14 protein-coding genes and 1 pseudogene are annotated in these 16,681 nt (G+C 61.5%); 12 read left to right on the top strand and 3 right to left on the bottom strand.

Going from position 1 to position 16,681, the window contains the following annotated elements:
• Positions 1–18: 18 nt before the first annotated feature.
• The 6 genes from glgX (at position 19) to ACFZPT_RS05455 (ending at position 6,124) form a co-directional block, all read left to right on the top strand.
• Complete coding sequence (gene glgX / locus ACFZPT_RS05480) at positions 19–2,178, top strand: glycogen debranching protein GlgX (RefSeq protein ID WP_034113841.1); 2,160 nt, start codon at positions 19–21, stop codon at positions 2,176–2,178.
• Between the two features lies 1 nt (position 2,179).
• Positions 2,180–3,178: an acyl-CoA dehydrogenase family protein gene (locus tag ACFZPT_RS05475; protein WP_034113842.1), complete on the top strand. Its 999-nt coding sequence runs from the start codon at positions 2,180–2,182 to the stop codon at positions 3,176–3,178.
• Complete coding sequence (locus tag ACFZPT_RS05470; RefSeq protein WP_034113843.1) at positions 3,175–3,933, top strand: PIG-L deacetylase family protein; 759 nt, start codon at positions 3,175–3,177, stop codon at positions 3,931–3,933. Before ACFZPT_RS05475 ends, ACFZPT_RS05470 begins: the two co-directional genes overlap by 4 nt.
• On the top strand, positions 3,930–4,529 hold the full coding sequence (locus tag ACFZPT_RS05465) for an SAM-dependent methyltransferase (RefSeq protein ID WP_034098106.1): 600 nt from the start codon (positions 3,930–3,932) through the stop codon (positions 4,527–4,529). The genes ACFZPT_RS05470 and ACFZPT_RS05465 overlap by 4 nt, the downstream gene beginning before the upstream one ends.
• Positions 4,526–5,185, top strand: a complete 660-nt coding sequence (locus ACFZPT_RS05460) for a glycosyltransferase family 2 protein (protein WP_034098108.1) — start codon at positions 4,526–4,528, stop codon at positions 5,183–5,185. The genes ACFZPT_RS05465 and ACFZPT_RS05460 overlap by 4 nt, the downstream gene beginning before the upstream one ends.
• A gap of 177 nt (positions 5,186–5,362) precedes the next feature.
• The gene (locus ACFZPT_RS05455) at positions 5,363–6,124 is read left to right on the top strand and encodes a PIG-L deacetylase family protein (RefSeq protein WP_099311728.1); all 762 of its coding nucleotides are present in this window, start codon (positions 5,363–5,365) and stop codon (positions 6,122–6,124) included.
• A 46-nt stretch (positions 6,125–6,170) separates the two neighbouring features.
• Here the strand turns inward: ACFZPT_RS05455 and ACFZPT_RS05450 are convergent, their stop codons facing one another.
• On the bottom strand, positions 6,171–6,434 hold the full coding sequence (locus tag ACFZPT_RS05450; protein WP_034113847.1) for a hypothetical protein: 264 nt from the start codon (positions 6,432–6,434) through the stop codon (positions 6,171–6,173).
• Between the two features lie 370 nt (positions 6,435–6,804).
• Between ACFZPT_RS05450 and ACFZPT_RS05445 the strand changes: the two genes are divergently transcribed.
• The gene (locus ACFZPT_RS05445) at positions 6,805–9,366 is read left to right on the top strand and encodes an autotransporter outer membrane beta-barrel domain-containing protein (RefSeq protein WP_034113849.1); all 2,562 of its coding nucleotides are present in this window, start codon (positions 6,805–6,807) and stop codon (positions 9,364–9,366) included.
• A gap of 253 nt (positions 9,367–9,619) precedes the next feature.
• A complete protein-coding gene (locus ACFZPT_RS05440; protein WP_034113851.1) occupies positions 9,620–11,779 on the top strand; it encodes a TonB-dependent siderophore receptor in 2,160 nt (719 codons plus the stop codon).
• A gap of 38 nt (positions 11,780–11,817) precedes the next feature.
• Here the strand turns inward: ACFZPT_RS05440 and ACFZPT_RS05435 are convergent, their stop codons facing one another.
• Together ACFZPT_RS05435 and ACFZPT_RS05430 are read right to left on the bottom strand one after the other, a co-directional pair.
• The gene (locus ACFZPT_RS05435) at positions 11,818–12,315 is read right to left on the bottom strand and encodes a DUF2867 domain-containing protein (protein ID WP_034113853.1); all 498 of its coding nucleotides are present in this window, start codon (positions 12,313–12,315) and stop codon (positions 11,818–11,820) included.
• A gap of 94 nt (positions 12,316–12,409) precedes the next feature.
• Positions 12,410–13,261 (bottom strand): SPFH domain-containing protein, encoded by an 852-nt coding sequence (locus tag ACFZPT_RS05430; protein WP_371264013.1) that lies wholly within the window; start codon positions 13,259–13,261, stop codon positions 12,410–12,412.
• Positions 13,262–13,487: 226 nt separating this feature from the next.
• On the opposite strand from ACFZPT_RS05430, the gene ACFZPT_RS05425 reads away from it, so the two are divergent.
• From ACFZPT_RS05425 to ACFZPT_RS05410, 4 genes and pseudogenes are all read left to right on the top strand, one after another.
• Positions 13,488–14,009 carry a GNAT family N-acetyltransferase gene (locus ACFZPT_RS05425; protein WP_034113855.1) on the top strand — a complete coding sequence of 174 codons (522 nt, stop codon included), beginning with the start codon at positions 13,488–13,490 and terminating at the stop codon, positions 14,007–14,009.
• Positions 14,010–14,025: 16 nt separating this feature from the next.
• Positions 14,026–14,142, top strand: a pseudogene (locus ACFZPT_RS05420) (LysE family translocator); the annotation flags it as partial.
• A gap of 53 nt (positions 14,143–14,195) precedes the next feature.
• Positions 14,196–14,684 carry a VOC family protein gene (locus tag ACFZPT_RS05415; protein WP_034113856.1) on the top strand — a complete coding sequence of 163 codons (489 nt, stop codon included), beginning with the start codon at positions 14,196–14,198 and terminating at the stop codon, positions 14,682–14,684.
• Positions 14,685–14,753: 69 nt separating this feature from the next.
• Entirely contained in the window at positions 14,754–16,145 is a 1,392-nt protein-coding gene (locus ACFZPT_RS05410) for a hypothetical protein (protein WP_034113857.1), read from the top strand.
• The last annotated feature ends 536 nt before the right edge of the window (positions 16,146–16,681 follow it).

The following is a 16,681-nucleotide window of genomic DNA, read 5'->3' as shown; positions in this document are numbered from 1 at the left end:
TGCAGGAGCAACACCACCATGAGCAAACCGGATAAAACCCCATCGACGCCGGGCAGTGAGCCGTCGCGGATTCGTGAAGGTTTGCCCTTCCCCCTCGGCGCCACCTGGGATGGCTTGGGCGTCAACTTTGCGCTGTTCTCGGCCAACGCCACCAAGGTCGAACTGTGCCTGTTCGACGACAGCGGCGAAGTCGAACTGGAGCGCATCGAGCTGCCGGAATACACCGATGAAATCTTCCACGGTTACCTGCCCGACGCCCACCCTGGGCTGATTTACGGCTACCGCGTATACGGCCCTTACGATCCGGCCAACGGTCACCGCTTCAACCACCACAAATTGCTGATCGACCCCTACGCCAAGCAGTTGGTGGGCGAACTCAAATGGTCCGAAGCGCTGTTCGGCTACACCATCGGCCACCCGGATGACGACCTGAGTTTCGACGAACGCGACAGTGCGCCCTTCGTGCCCAAGTGCAAGGTGATCGACCCGGCCCATACCTGGGGCAACGACCAGCCGGTGCGGGTGCCATGGGACCGCACGATCATTTATGAAACCCACCTGCGCGGCATCAGCATGCGTCATCCCTCCGTGGGCGAATCGGTGCGTGGCACCTGCGCCGGCCTGATGGAAGACGATGTGCTCAAGCACATTCGCCAACTGGGGATCTCCTCGGTCGAGCTGCTGCCGGTGCACGCCTTCGTCAATGACCAGCATCTGCTGGAAAAAGGCATGACCAACTATTGGGGTTACAACAGCATCGCGTTCTTCGCCCCCGACCCACGCTACCTGGCCAGCGGCAAGATCGCCGAGTTCAAGGAGATGGTCGCGCACCTGCACGAGCAGAAGCTGGAAGTGATCCTGGACGTGGTCTACAACCACACCGCCGAAGGCAACGAGCGTGGCCCGACCCTGTCCATGCGCGGCATCGACAACGCCTCCTACTATCGCTTGATGCCCGATGACAAGCGCTTCTACATCAATGATTCCGGCACCGGCAACACCCTCGACCTCAGCCACCCATGCGTGCTGCAAATGGTCACCGACTCCCTGCGCTACTGGGCCACGGAAATGCATGTGGACGGTTTCCGCTTCGACCTGGCGACGATTCTCGGGCGTTATCGCGACGGTTTCGACGAGCGCCACAGCTTCCTTGTGGCCTGCCGTCAGGACCCGATACTGCGCCAGCTGAAAATGATTGCCGAACCCTGGGACTGCGGCCCCGGCGGCTACCAAGTGGGCAACTTCCCACCGGGCTGGGTGGAATGGAACGACCGTTTCCGCGATACCGTGCGCGCCTTCTGGAAAGGCGATGACGGCCAATTGGCGGACTTCGCCGGGCGTATGACGGCGTCGGGCGAAATGTTCAACCATCGCGGGCGCCGGCCATACAGCTCGGTGAACTTCATCACCGCCCACGACGGTTTCACCCTGCACGATTTGGTGTCGTACAACGACAAGCACAACGAAGCCAACGACGAAAACAACCAGGACGGCAGCAATAACAACCTGTCCTGGAACCATGGCGTCGAAGGCCCTACCGACGACCCGGAAATCAACGCCCTGCGCCTGCGCCAGATGCGTAATTTCTTCGCCACCCTGCTGCTGGCCCAAGGCACGCCGATGATCGTCGCCGGTGACGAGTTCGCCCGCACCCAGCACGGCAATAACAACGCCTATTGCCAGGACAGCGAGATCGGTTGGGTCAACTGGGACCTGGATGACGACGGCAAAGCCCTGCTGAAGTTCGTCAAGCGCCTGATCAAGCTGCGCCTGGCCTATCCGATCCTGCGTCGTGGCCGCTTCCTGGTGGGCGATTACAACGAAGACATCGGCGTGAAGGACGTCACTTGGCTGGCGCCGGATGGCAACGAAATGAGCACCGAGCAATGGCAAGACAGCAATGGTCGTTGCCTGGGCATGTTGATGGATGGCCGCGCTCAGGAAACCGGTATCCGCCGCGCTGGCGCAGACGCCACCTTGTTGCTGATGGTCAATGCCCACCATGACATGGTCAATTTCCGTCTGCCGCCAGTGCCCGAAGGTGAGTTCTGGACCTGCCTGCTGGACACCAACGACACGACGATCAAGGCTCAGGAGCGCTTTAACTTCGATCACGAGTACGCCGTAACCGGCCGCTCACTGCTGCTGTTCGAATTGCAGCGCGACGACGAGGTGTGAGATGAACTGGCAGGGAAGCCTGGATGGCGGGCGTGGTTACGCCGACACCGAGGCGCTCGGCGCAGCCCTGAAGGCCTTGGTGGCCCAAGGGCTGGACCGGTTGCCGCTACCCGGCCGCGGCCAGACCCTGGAGCGATTCAGGCGTCTGGCCGATGTGGCCGCGCACGACTTGCGCCTGTGCAAGTTGTTCGAAGGCCACACCGATGCCTTGGCGATCATGGCCGAACTCGGCAGCCCCCCGATGCCCCAGGGCAGTACCTGGGGCACATGGGCCGCCGAACCGCCCACCGCCAAGGTGCGTGTACAACACGACGGCCATTGCTTGCGGGTGCACGGGCGTAAAGCCTGGTGCTCCGGCGCGGCGGTGGTCAGTCATGGATTATTGACCGCCTGGGATGAGCAGGACCGCCAGCAATTGGTGGCAGTCCCCATGCAACAACCAGGCGTGTGTGTGACCGATCAAGGCTGGCATGCCGTGGGCATGGCGGCCACCGGCAGTGTCGAGATTGTCTTCGACAATGCCAGCGGTGTGGCCGTGGGTGGGCCTGGCGACTACCTCGCCCGCCCCGGTTTCTGGCAAGGCGGCGTCGGTATCGCGGCGTGCTGGTATGGCGCGGCGCAGCAACTGGGCCAAGTGCTGCAGCAGCACTGTGCGCGGCGCGCCGAGCCCCATGCCCTGGCGCACTTGGGCGCAGTGGACAGTGCGCTACACGCCGCCGCCTGCGTGTTGCGCGACGCTGCCGAACGCATCGACCGCGCGCCCAAGGCCGACGCCAGGGAGCTAGCCCAACGGGCACGCGCCTGCATCGAGGACGCCGTCGAGCAGGTGATCCGCCATGTCGGCCGTGCAGTCGGTGCCGGGCCGTATTGCCAGGACCCGCACATGGCTCAATTGATGGCGGATCTGCCGGTGTATGTGCGCCAGAGTCATGCCGAACGCGACCTGGCAGCCCTGGGCGAATGGGTCGCCGGCCAATCCAACGAGAGGTGGCAGCTATGAAAGCCAACCCGATCGTCGGCCAGGGCACGCCGTTGCAGCACTGGCAGACGTCACCGCGCCTGGCGGCGTTGCCCTCTATCAGCGTTGAGGAATTGGTCCCGGAAGGCCATCGCGCGGTGATTATCGCGCCCCATCCGGACGACGAAGTGCTGGGGTGCGGTGGGCTGTTGCAAGGCCTGGCGGCGCTGGAGCGGCCGATCCAATTGATCTCGGTGACCGACGGCAGCGCCAGCCACCCTGGCTCGCAACGTTGGCCGGTGGAGCGATTGAGCGTGGTGCGCCCGCAGGAGTCGGCCCAGGCCCTGCATCGCTTGGGGGTGCCGCTGCATAGTCTCAAATGGCTGCGCGCAGGCTTGAGCGACAGCCAAGTGGCGGCGCGGGAGGACAAGTTGGTGGGGTTTATTCAGCGCTACCTCAAGCCCACCGACGTGCTGTTCACAACGTGGCGCGAAGACGGCCATTGCGATCATGAAGCGGTGGGCCGCGCCAGCGCCAAAGCCGCCGAAGCAGTGGGCGCGCGGCTGTACGAGTTGCCGGTATGGACCTGGCACTGGGCAACCGCCGAAGACGCCCTGGTGCCCTGGCACCGCGCGCGCAAAATCCCCCTGACCTGTGCAGCGGTGGCGCGCAAGCGTCACGCCATCCATGCGTTCGCCAGCCAACTGGAGGGTGATCCGCAGATCGGCTTGCCGCCGGTCCTGGCCCCCTATGTGGTGGAACGCCTGCTGCAACCCTTTGAAGTGGTATTCGTATGAGTGTGGCCACACGGTATTTCGATCAACTGTTCGCCGACAACGATGACCCCTGGGCCTTTCGTCAGCGTTGGTACGAGCGGCGTAAACGCGCCCTCACCCTGGCCCTGCTGACCAAGCCGCGCTACGCCTCGATCTTCGAACCTGGCTGTGCCAATGGTGAGCTGAGCGTTGAGCTGGCCGCTCGCGGCGATCGTTTGTTGTGTTGCGACACCGCCGCAGCCGCCGTGACGCTGGCGCGTACTCGGTTGCTCGGATTTACCCATGCCCAGGTGTACCAGAGCCGTTTGCCGCAAGAGTGGCCCACGGGCCGATTCGACCTGATCGTGCTCAGCGAACTGTGCTACTACCTGGACGCCGATGACTTGGGTCGGTTGATCGAGTGCGCGCTGGCCAGCCTGACTGCCGACGGGCAGATCCTCGCCTGCCATTGGCGCCCGCCCATCGACGGTTGCCCGCTAACCGCCGAGCAGGTGCATGCCATGTTGGACCAACGCCTGGGCATGCCCCGTGTGGCCAGCCACCCAGAACAGGATTTTCTCCTCGACCTGTGGAGCCGCGACGGTACCTCGGTCGCCACCCTCGAGGGCTTGCGATGATCGGCATTCTGATCCCGGTGCATAACGAACAAGCGCTGTTGGCCGAGTGCCTGGATGCCGCATTGGTTGCTGCGCGGCACCCGGACTTGCTGGGCGAACCCGTGCAGGTGCTGGTCATGCTCGACAGCTGCAGCGACGCCAGCGCCACCATCGCCCAGACGTACCCCGTGCAGTCTCTGGAGGTGCATGCGCGCAATGTCGGGCATGCCCGTGGCGTCGGCGCGCGGCATTTGTTGAATCAAGGCGCACGCTGGATCGCCTGCACCGACGCCGACAGCCGCGTGGCACCGGACTGGCTGGCCGCGCAGTTGGCGTTGAACGTGGACGCGGTATGCGGCACGGTCACGGTGGATGCCTGGAGCGAGGGTTTCGATCCGGCCGCCCAGATTCGTTATCACCAGGGTTACGAAGCACGGGACGGCCATCGGCATATCCACGGCGCCAACCTTGGGGTAAGCGCCGGTGCTTATGTGCGCGCCGGTGGGTTCGAGCCCCTGGCCTGTCATGAAGACGTACATCTGGTACGCGAACTTGAGCGCTGCGGGGCATCCATCGCGTGGAGCCACCGCCCGCAAGTGATCACCAGTGCACGCCTGGACGCCCGTGCCAGGGGCGGTTTCGGCGACTTTCTGAAGAGCCTGGTGCTGGCTTCTTGAAAAAAAAACCGGGCCTGCCTGAAAACCGCCGCAACCTTGTCTATGCTCATGACGCCTTGCTGGTAATTCAAGGTTGGATTGCCAAGCACCCATCACGGCGGAGTCTGTGGTGAGGATAAAAGAGTCGTGCCGTCAACGGCTGACGACCGCGCATCAACCGACAAGGATGTGACATCCATGAAGCCTGCCTCTCTGAGCGAAGGCCGTCGCGGCCCTCCGCAAATCTGGAACAGTGCGCCTCAGTTGGCGCTGCTCGCCCCGGTCGCGCCGTCCACCCTGGTGCCGCCTGGCGCACGCGTGGTGATCATCGCGCCCCACCCTGGGGACGAAGTTCTTACCTGCGGTGGTTTATTGCAACTGTTCAGCAACCTGGAACACCCGCTGCAACTCATTTCCATTACCGACGGCAGCGCCAGCCATCCTGGCTCCCAAGTATGGCCGGCTAGCCGTTTGAGCGTGGTGCGGCCCCAGGAAAGCGCTGAAGCGTTGCGCCGCTTGGGCATGCCATTGCACAGCCTGAAGTGGATTCGTGGCGGCTTCAGCGACAACGCACTGGCCGCCCGTGAACCGCAACTAAGCCAATTTATCGCGCGTTACCTGCACCCTGGCGACGTGGTGTTCACCACTTGGTGCAACGATGGCAACAGCGACCACGACAGCGTCGGCCGCGCCGCGGCCAGAGCCTGCGACCTGGTGGGTGCGCGATTGTATGAGGTGCCCGTTTGGGCCTGGCATTGGCCGGCCTGTGAAAGCGCGATGATCCCTTGGCAGCGTGCGCGCAAAGTGCGCCTGGACACCTGGAACGTGGCGCGCAAACTCCATGCCGCCCACGCCTATGCCAGCCAGTTGGCAGGCGACCCGCAGATCGGCCTGGCACCGATGCTGGCGCAGGTGCTGCTGGAGCGGATGCGCGAGCCTTTTGAGATCGTGTTTGCCTGAATCGTCAAACGGGACGGGAGCGCATAACGAGCCGCTCCCATCGCGCTTACTCTTCTTCCTTGACCTCACGGCACTTGACGACGTACTGGCTGGCATCCTGCCAGATCGAGTTATCTGCCCGAATAGAGGCCTCGGCAACCTCGGACGTATCGGCGTCAACGGGAATATCAGCCTGGCGTGCAGCACTGCCTTGCCCGTTGTTGATTTTCATATCGTAGACCGCGCAATCGAAAGTCGCCGCCCAGCTCAGAGAGGTTGCAGCCAGCAAGATCAGGGCCAGGGGTAACACTGAAAATTTCTGAATACTCATGACGTTCTCCTTGTGAATGAGGGAAATGATGGGTTTGCAGGGCACGTCGACCACAGGACCCAGACTGCTGCATTCACCTAATACCGCCGCGCTCGTACGCCAATGAGCATAGCCAACCGAAGACAGCTACTGACTGGTCTATACCTGTTATTTCTGACAGTGGCGCCTGAGGCGACGTGTGACTAAGGTGGAAAAAACTGCACAGGCTCAGATGCAGTCGAGAAAGCCATGCCAACCCTTTGCATTGGCCGGTGTTTTCGAACAGGTAACCCGTATTCCCTGCCTCGTATCGCTCATCACGTTGTCATGGCATGACCCGCCCCTAGCCTTCAGGCGACTGGGGCAAGCCCCTCTCGAATGAGGTCGGATCATGCGCACATGGAAACGCTCCTGGTTTTACTTGGGCATTGCCTCAACCTTTGCCCTGATCATCTTGCCCCCGCCTGCTCACGGCGCCTGCTCAATCAACAACACGGCGGGCGACGATATCTCCACCTGCGACAGCGGTACCGCTCCAGGCTTTGCCGACACCGGGGGTAATAACACCCTCAATATCAGCGGCTCGGGTCGGCTCACCAGTAACGTGACGTTCGGCGCCAACAACGATCTAGTGGACATTAACGGACCTACCGCAGGTATCACGGGCAACCTCTCCATGGGTGACGGCAGCAATATCTTCCGCTCCATCCTCGGCGATATCACCGGCTCGGTCAGCCAGGGCGGGGGCCGGGATATAGCGCAGATCAGCGGCGGCAACGTGCGTGGAGCCTTCACTCAGGGCGCCGGTATCGACGATTTTGCAATGAGCGGTGGCACTGTCGCGTCGCTCGCTCAGGGCGACGGACTCGACACGTTCAGCATGAGTGGCGGCACCATCACCGGCGCCTTCGAAGATGGGGACAACGCCAAGATGTCCGGCGGCACCATCGGCCGCGTCGACATGAAGCTGGATAACAATACGTTCGATATGTCCGGGGGCAGAATCATAGGCAACCTGGTGACCGGTTTCGGCCTGGACACCATTCTGATTTCGGGTACGGCCTTCGTAGGGGGCAATATCAGCGTCAGCGGCGGCGATGACAGGGTGGAAGTCTCAGGTGGCGACGTCAACGGACGCATACTGCTGAGCTTTGGTAATGACACTTTCGAGTGGTCGGGAGGCAACCTGCACTCCTTCGTACTGTTGGCCGATGGCGACGATAAAGCCCTGCTCAAAGGTCTGGTCAACACACAACTGGCCCCTGCCCAACTGATCGACGGTGGCCTTGGCAATGACACGCTGACCTTGGACAACACCAAGGCCGCAGATCCGGGCTTGTTTCCCAATTGGGAAACCATCCAGTTGGACAACGGCTCGCAGTTGACACTGGGCGGCACGCTCACCTTGGGCGACAGCGCCACAGGCACCGGCAAACTGACAATCGACGGCGCCAGTCAACTGTTGGTGAACACCGGTGTGATCGCGCCGTTCACCGACGGCCAAGCCGTCAACGTCACCAACAGCGGCACCATCGATATGACCACCGGCAGTTCCAGTACCGCCGACAGCTTGACCATCAATGGCAATTACACCGGCAATGGTGGGCAGCTCTTGTTGCAAAGCAAGCTGGACGGCGACGGTTCGCCCAGCGACAAACTGGTGGTCAGCCAGGGCACGATGCAGGGCAATACGCTGATCAACGTCACTAACCTGGGCGGCACGGGGGCGGCCTCGTTACAGGATGGCATCCAGGTGGTGCAGGCCCTCAACGGTGCCACCAGCAGCGATACTGCCTTCACACTGGGCAAACCGGTGTCCGCTGGCGCCTTTGATTACTACTTGTTCAAAGGCGGCGTCACGGCGGGAACCTCAGAAAACTATTACCTGCGCTCAAGCATCCCACCCGTACCGATCGACCCGGTGATTATCGGCCCGTTGCCGGGGATCATCCCTGGCGAACCGCCGCTGCCGCCGAACCCCGGAGTCGACCCACTGCCCATCTACCGCCCGGAAGTGTCGGTTTATGCCGTGTTGTTCCCAGCCGTGCAACAGGTCGTTCAGGCCATGCTGGGCACTTATCACGAACGCCTGGGCGACCAACTTCAGCAACAGCAAACCGGCGCCTTCGCGGCCGGTTGGGGCCGGGTATATGGCAACAGCAGCCGACAAAGCTACACCGGCACCGTCAGCCCAACGTTGGACAGTTCCGTGTCCGGATTCCAGGTGGGCACCGATGTCTACGCCGGCGTCCTCGACAACGGCTTGCAGCAGCGGGCCGGTTTTTTCGTCGGACACAGCACCCTCAAGGGCGACGTCAAAGGCTTCAGTGACGCGCGCCAGGACCAGGACACCGGTCACACCACCTTGCGCGGCGACAGTCTGGGCGTGTACTGGACGCTGATCGGCGCCAACCAGGCATATCTGGATCTGGTGCTGATGGGCACGCGCTTCGACGGTCACAATGAATCGGACCATGGCGTGAAGATGAAGACCCGCGGGCACGACGTCACCGCCTCCGCCGAAGTCGGTTGGCCGCTGCCGATCAACGACACCTGGATTGCAGAGCCCCAGGCTCAGGTGATCATCGGCAAGACCAAGCTGGAACGGCAGAACGACGGGGTTTCCGATGTATCTTTCAACGCCGACACCCGCGTCACCACGCGCCTGGGCGTGCGCCTGCGCGGTGAGTATCAGGTCAGCGGTATGCCGTTCGAACCCTATGCCAGGGCCAATGTGTGGCACACCAGTGCGGGGCAGAACACCGTCACCTTTGACCACCTGACGGACATCGACACCGAGCAAAAGTCCACCACCCTGGGCCTCAGCGTCGGCGCGAGCCTGGAGGTGGCGAAAGGCATCAGCCTGTACAGCGAGGTCGGTTACAACCGCAATCTGGACAGCAATACCTTCAACGGGCGCCAAGGCACGCTGGGCCTGCGCATGGAGTTTTGACCAACCGGCGGCGCTGGCCGGCGCAGTGCCGGCCAACGGTTGGGGTCAACCCTTTCGGACGAGTGTGCGCCCCTTCACTTCGTGCCCTCTTCGTCTAAGTAGCGGCCAAACGCCACATGCGCCGATGTGAAAAATTCGTTAACTAATTCTTCCCTAAGGCTTTTTCCTACAGACTGAATCTGCCAGACTAACGCGAATAGTTCTCAACATATTTCTTATTAGCCACGGACGGCGCTCGGGGAGAGTCAGTTTCATGTCTGTGCAATCACACGGCGGCAATGGTTTTTCACTCAGTCTGATGACATTGGCGGTCTGTCTGGCCACCACCCACCTGGCTTACGCCGCCGATGCAGAAGCACCGGCCACCACGCTGGAACTGGGCGCCACGCAAATTTCCGGCGAAGGCCAATTGGGCCAGACCACCGAAGGCACCCAGTCCTACACCACCGGCTCGATGAGTACCGCAACCAAGCTGCCACTGACCTTGCGCGAAACCCCGCAGGCCGTGACCGTGATCACCCGTCAGCGCATGGACGACCAGGCGATGACCAGCATCAACGACGTGGTCAACGCCACGCCTGGTCTGTTTCTGAACTACTCCGACGGCCCTGGTCGGCAGACCTACACCTCCCGGGGCTTCGACATCGATAACCTGATGTATGACGGTATCCCCAGTGGCTACAACGGCGCGTCGGTGGGTGCGCAGCCGAACCTGGCGATGTTCGACCGCGTTGAAGTGGTGCGCGGCGCCACCGGCCTGGTCACTGGCGCGGGCAACCCGTCGGCCGCCATCAATATGGTGCGCAAGCGCCCGCTGGATGAGCAGAAAGTCACCCTCACCGGCGCAGCCGGCAGTTGGGACGATTATCGCGGCGAACTCGACGCGTCCAGCCCGCTCAACGACAGCGGCACCCTGCGCGGCCGAGTGGTGACGTCGTACCGCGACGCCAACAGCTTTATCGACAAAGCCGAAAACAGTCACGGCCTGTTTTACGCTGTCACCGAAGCCGACCTGAGCGAAGACACCACCCTGACCTTGGGCTTCTCCAACCAGAAGGACAAAACCAACTACTTCTGGGGCGCCTCGATGATCGGCCAGGACGGCCATCACCTCGACCTGCCGCGCTCCTACAACCCCGGCACCGATTGGGAAAACAAGGATCAGGAAATCAACACAGTCTTCGCCGAACTGCGCCAGCGCCTGGCCAATGACTGGAACCTGCAAGTCAACGCCAACTACGCCGAACAGAACGCGCTGTTTTCCGGCTCGTACCAATCGCGCTGGGTCAACAACTCCCTGGCACGTACGGTTTACCAGGCCAAGTACGACGAAAACCAGGCCGGGGTCGACGCCTTTGTCAGCGGCCCGTTCCAGGCATTCGGGCGCAACCATGAACTGGTGGTCGGCGCGAGCAAACGCATCTACGACATGACCACCCACAACTACAGCCCCTACGACCTCAACTGGCCACTCACCGCAGGCAAGCCGGATTTCGTCCATACCAACAACCAGCGCGAAGTCACCACCCAGGACAGCGTTTACGTCACCACACGCCTGAGCCTGGCAGACCCGTTGAAGTTGATCCTCGGCGGGCGCCTGGACTGGTACGACTACGATAACCGCGATGGCGACGGCGACTTCCACGTCACCCGCAACCTTACGCGCTACGCCGGCCTGATCTATGAGCTGGACGATCACCACTCGGTATACGTCAGCTACAGCGACATCTTCACCCCGCAAAAAGAAAAGGACACCGGCGCCGCGCCGCTCAAGCCCATCGTTGGCAAGAACTATGAGGTCGGCATCAAGGGCGAATACCTGGGCGGCGCACTGAACGCTAGCGTTGCGCTGTTCCGCATCGACCAGGAAAACCGTGCTGTGCAGGTGGTGGTTCCGAACTGCCCGCAGGCTTCGTGCTCCCAGGCATCAGGTGAGATCCGCAGCCAGGGTATCGACTTCGAACTGCAAGGCGCATTGACCGAAAACTGGCAGGTCGGTGGTGGCTACACCTACGCACGCACCCACACCATCAAGGACGACGCCAAGCCGCAGTTGGTCAACAAGCAGTTCGATACCGACGTCCCGGAACACCTGTTTAAGTTGACCACCCGCTACAACTTCCAGGGCCCACTGGAAAAACTGCGGGTGGGCGGCAACATTTCCTGGCAGAGCCGCCTGTACAACGATATCCCGTTGGCCAACGGCAGCACCTACCGCCTGCAACAAGGCGCCTACGCCGTCACCGACCTGATGGCCGGCTACAAGGTCAACGACCACCTCGACCTGCAGGTCAACGCCAACAACATCTTCGACCGGCGCTACTACTCCACCATCGCCAACTCGGCGAGCTACGGCGGCGATGCCTACGGCAACCCGCGCAACATGATGCTGACGGCCAAGTACAGTTTCTGAGGCTCCATGCAACACGCGTCGACGGCCCCCCGCCGGCGCTAGCGCTGACGGCGGCAACGCATCAGCGTTGCCCGCACCACCAGCTTGTGAAACGGGCGAATCAGCAGAATGTAGATACGCCCCAGCCGGTTGTGGGTGTGTACCGCCGTCGTGGCAATTAGCACTTCACCCTTCTCGTCGCGTCGTCGAAGCAGCGAAAGACGAAAATCCAGGTGGCTGTCATTTTCCCCCAGCACCATCTCGTCAGCGCTTTGCTCCAGCACGGGGAAAAAGTCGATATGGGCTTTATCCAAATGGGCGCGACGCACCTCGCCGGAGGTCCGCACGCCCAACGGCCCCATCACAGCATCGCGGATCGCGATCAGCACCTTGAACCACACAGGCGGCGAACCCAAGGCGCGTACGGCGAGGTCATTGATGGAGACGTCAGCCGCGTCGATAGGCACGACAAAACTATCAAGCAACTGCGCGTTCGCGTACCAGTCACGGATCAGGCTTTCTGGCGGTGGATCGATAGGCCGGGCAAGCAAGGTCATGTGAGGGGTTTCCCTGAATGAATGCAGCTGATTCGTGAGCGTGGTCGGCAGTCCGGGCGCCATCGGGGGCAAGCCCCCTCCCACATTCAAAACGTTATCGATCGACCTGCTTGGCGTCGATAAACGGCACCGTACTGTTTGGCAGCATGGTGGTCGGCAGTACGCCGTTCCAGCGCTCGGCCTTGGTCAATTCGATCAGGTTCTGGTTGCTGGCCAGAGCCTTGGCGCGGGCCTGGATCGCGTCGGCTTCGGCGTTGCCGCGCAAGCGCGTGGACTCGGCATCCGCCTTGGCCTGGGCCAATTGCGAGTCGGCCTCGGCTTGGGCCTGGGTCACCCGGATCTGCGCCTGCACCTGCTCGGTCTGCAGCATTTGCTCGCGGGTTTTGACTTCCACTTCGGCTTTCATGCGCAAGGCAATCGAACGCTCGTAGTCATCGCTGAAGTCGATGTTTTCGATCTGTACGCCGTCGATCACCACTGGCCCGACCACCGAATCGCGGATGGCCTTGGTCACATCCGCGACGAACTTGCCGCGGTTTTGCACCGCCGACACCGCGTTGTACTGGCCGAATACGTTTTCCACCTGGGTCGGCACCTGACGAGCGATCAGGCGGTCACGCACGCCATCCAAGTCCTTGTAACTGGTGTACACCTTGGCGACATCGCTGGTAGGGATATGCCAGGACACCGAGACCTGCAACTTGGCGGTCTGCTGGTCCTTGCTGTACGCCTGGAGATTGGCGTACTGGGTAGCCTGGCTTTGAATGCTGATAAACCGTACCGACTCAATGAACGGCAGCTTGAACGACAGGCCCGGCTCCACCACGCCTACCATCGCACCGTTACGCAACAGCACACCCCGCTCGGTCTCATCGACCGTGAACCAACTGGTGGCCAGAGACACCACCACGACCAAACCCACCGCTGCAGCGGCATAAGTAACCATTTTATTGTTCATCGAAACGTCGCGTCCCTTCGTTAAGTTGGCGGCACGATACCCTGAACCGCGTCCCAAGTGGGAGGATAACCAGGCAAATTTGCCGTACTGATAGCAGCGTCACAGTCCTGAAACTGCGCGTCGTGCTTGCCCCAAGCCCGCGTTATTCCGTCGTCAACGGACGGCCTATTGAAATACCCCGCTAGTGATACGTGTCCGCACCAGGAGCCGATCAATGATTCGCAAAGCACTGCCTTCCGACGCTCGGGCCATTGCCCAGGTGCATATCAACAGTTGGCAGCACGCCTATCGTGACCTGATGCCTGCCCACTACTTGGATTCACTGGACGCAACCCTGGCTCATCGCGAATCCAACTGGCGGCGCGCGCTTGAGTTGGGAGAATCGAGCGTATGGGTGGCGCAACTGCACGAGCAGGTTGTTGGTTGGATCTGCGTGGGCGCCAGTCGTGACGAAGACTGTGTCGGGGGCAATGTGGGTGAGGTCGAAGCCCTTTACGTCGCCGCCGGCCATTGGCACACCGGCGTCGGGCAGGCCTTGTGGAACGCCGGTGTGCGAGCGCTGAAGGCGCAGGGGTTTGAGCGCCTGACACTTTGGGTACTGAGCGGTAACGAACGGGCTCGGCGTTTTTATCGCCGGGTGGGCTGTATAGAGGAAATCGGCAGCCAGCGTCCGCTTGAGCGGGGTGGCGTCAAACTGGGAGAGGTGAGGTACGGCTTGTCCTTACCCGCACTATAAATTTGTGGTTTGCAGGCTTGCCCTGCGCTTGAAATGGATCTCCATCTGCCTCTACGCCTGGCAAGCGCTGTTCAATCGCCGCTGTGTGGGGTTGTTGTCGGCGGCGGCATCCGTGCTGCTGATGGCACGCTAGGCTTGAAGCGCGTGGCCTAGACTATCTCCACCCCTTCACCTTGGAGAACGAGCATGCCCAGCAAAATCACCCTCTGCCTCTGGTACAACGGCACGGCCGAAGAGGCGGCGCGCTTTTACGCCAAGACGTTTCCAAACAGCAGCGTAGACGCCATACACAAAGCGCCGGGCGACTACCCGTCGGGCAAGCAAGGCGATGTGCTGACGGTAGAGTTCACCGTGATTGGCCTCCCGTGCCTGGGGCTGAACGGCGGGCCGATATTTCCTCAGACCGAGGCATTTTCGTTCCAGGTGGCCACGGATGATCAGGCCGAGACCGATCGCTATTGGCACGCGATCATCGACAACGGCGGTCAGGCCAGTGCCTGCGGATGGTGCAAGGACAAGTGGGGAGTGTCGTGGCAGATCACACCGCGGGCGTTGACCCAGGCGATCGCCCACCCCGACGCGGCCACCGCCAAGCGTGCCTTTGACGCGATGATGAGCATGGGCAAGATCGACATAGCGGCCATCGAAGCCGCCATAAAGGCCCAGCCCCAGTGAAAAAATCCTAAAGATCACCCCCCGGCGGCCGTCATCCTGGCATCCCCGAATGGACTCAATGAGGTTCTTGTGCGCGTTTTGACTTCTGTGTTGCTGGCCGGTGGCATCGCCACCCTGTCCGGTTGTGCCACCCAGTCCGGCAAAGTCGAGCAGATGCTCGCCGACACCCTGGCTCAACCATTGGTGGAGAACAGCATCGTGCGCGAAGGCGACTTGCTCAGCTTCGAGCTGCTGATGCACGACGCTACCGGCGGCGTGCGGCGCACTATGCAGTTCGAAGCGGCGTGCTCGTCCAAGCAATTGCACCTGCTGTACCTCGATGGTTCCCAACGCGTGTACCCGCTCAAAGCCGGGCGCTATACCGAGGCGCGCAAGCTGTCTGACACGCTGTATACCACCTTGGCCGCCAACCAGACATTTGTCCGCGCCTGTGCTGAAACGCCCAAGCCCGACTGGCGCCTGGTCAGCAAAGATGCGCGCGATAACTGGGTACTGCTCGACGCCGCCAGCGTCAAGACTGTGCAGGGTGAAACCCGTTTCTGGGCCGCCTTCGATAACCCGACGGTGCTCAACGACCTGCCCTACGACGCACCTTATGCGCAAAAACGCCAGCACTTCGCGGTGTCCTGCTCCAACGGCACGTACAAGGAACTGGCCGGCTACGATCTGGACGTGCGCAACCGCGTGAGCGATGGCCGGGTCGACAGTTTCCCAACGCCACAGCCCATCGCGGGCAGCGACGCCGACTATGCGCTGTTGTTCCACACCGTATGCGTCACCCCCGAAAAAATCGCCAAGCTGGACCCCTTCAAGCCGCGCCTGAAAGCGCCGGCCGTCATCGCCCTGTCGTCGGTGCAGCCCCAGGTGCTGGCCGCGCTTGCGCCCTTCAACCAGGACAAGCCCGCGCGCACCTTGAAGTATGTGCACTTCACCGGCACATCGACCCTCAAAGGCAAGACGTCCAACAGCACCAGCGAGCACTTCATCAGCCAGGACAAGGCCAGTGGTCAACTGCAGATCGTCCATCGCGGCGACGGCTATGAGTCCCAGTCGGTGAGCTGGCGCAACCTGGTATCGCTGGTGTCGAAGACAACGTACGGCGGCACCGGTATGGCGGAAAGCTCGACCTTGACGCAGTTAAGCTTGACCGGCAATTGGCAGGCCCTGCCGGTCGGCGAAACCGTGGTCTACCAGACCACCCGCTCGACACTCAACAGCCTGGTGGGCAGCTATAACAAGGTGCAGATCAACCGCTGCGTCGTCGAACGCGAATTGCCGGCCCGCGAACTCAACCCCAACCTGCTGGGGAATGCCAAGGCCTTGGCATGCCGCACCGATGACGATAAGTACAACCGCGTCGAACATGTGTACTACCTGAGTGATTACGCCTACTTCTACGAATCGAGCACGGACAAGAACGAGTTTTTCTACGCCGATACACGCATCGATAAGTTCGAATAACAGGTAACACTTCAGCGCCTGGCTTTGGGGCCGCTGCGCAGCCCAGCGCAAGCAAGCTTGCTCACCACAGGGAAGCGCGGTGCCACCAATCTTTGCTGAGCGGTTTCTTGTGCTGAGCGGTTTCTTTTGCCGCGCAGGCCTTTTGTGGTGAACAGAACTTTTGTTGTGAGCAGGCCTTCTGTGGTGAACAGACCTTTTGTGGTGAGCGGGCTTGCCCCGCGCTGGGCTGCGCAGCAGCCCTCGCCCATCCACCGCGTCCTTTCAGGTCAAACCCACCGCCTGGCTTTGGGGCCGCTGCGCAGCCCAGCGCAAGCAAGCTTGCTCACCACCAGGGAAGCGCGGTGCCACCAATCTTTGCTGAGTGGTTTCTTGTGCTGAGCGGTTTCTTTTGCCGCGCAGGCCTTTTGTGGTGAACAGAACTTTTGTTGTGAGCAGGCCTTCTGTGGTGAACAGACCTTTTGTGGTAATGGAATGGACGCCCCCTTCCTAACGGCATCTATGTGCCAAAGTTAAAGTGTTACCCACACTTAGCGGAA

Source organism: Pseudomonas sp. MD330_10 (assembly GCF_042610415.1).
In the GTDB taxonomy this organism is placed as follows: Bacteria; Pseudomonadota; Gammaproteobacteria; order Pseudomonadales; family Pseudomonadaceae; genus Aquipseudomonas; species Aquipseudomonas rhodesiae.
This window is presented reverse-complemented; position numbering and strand designations above follow the sequence as displayed.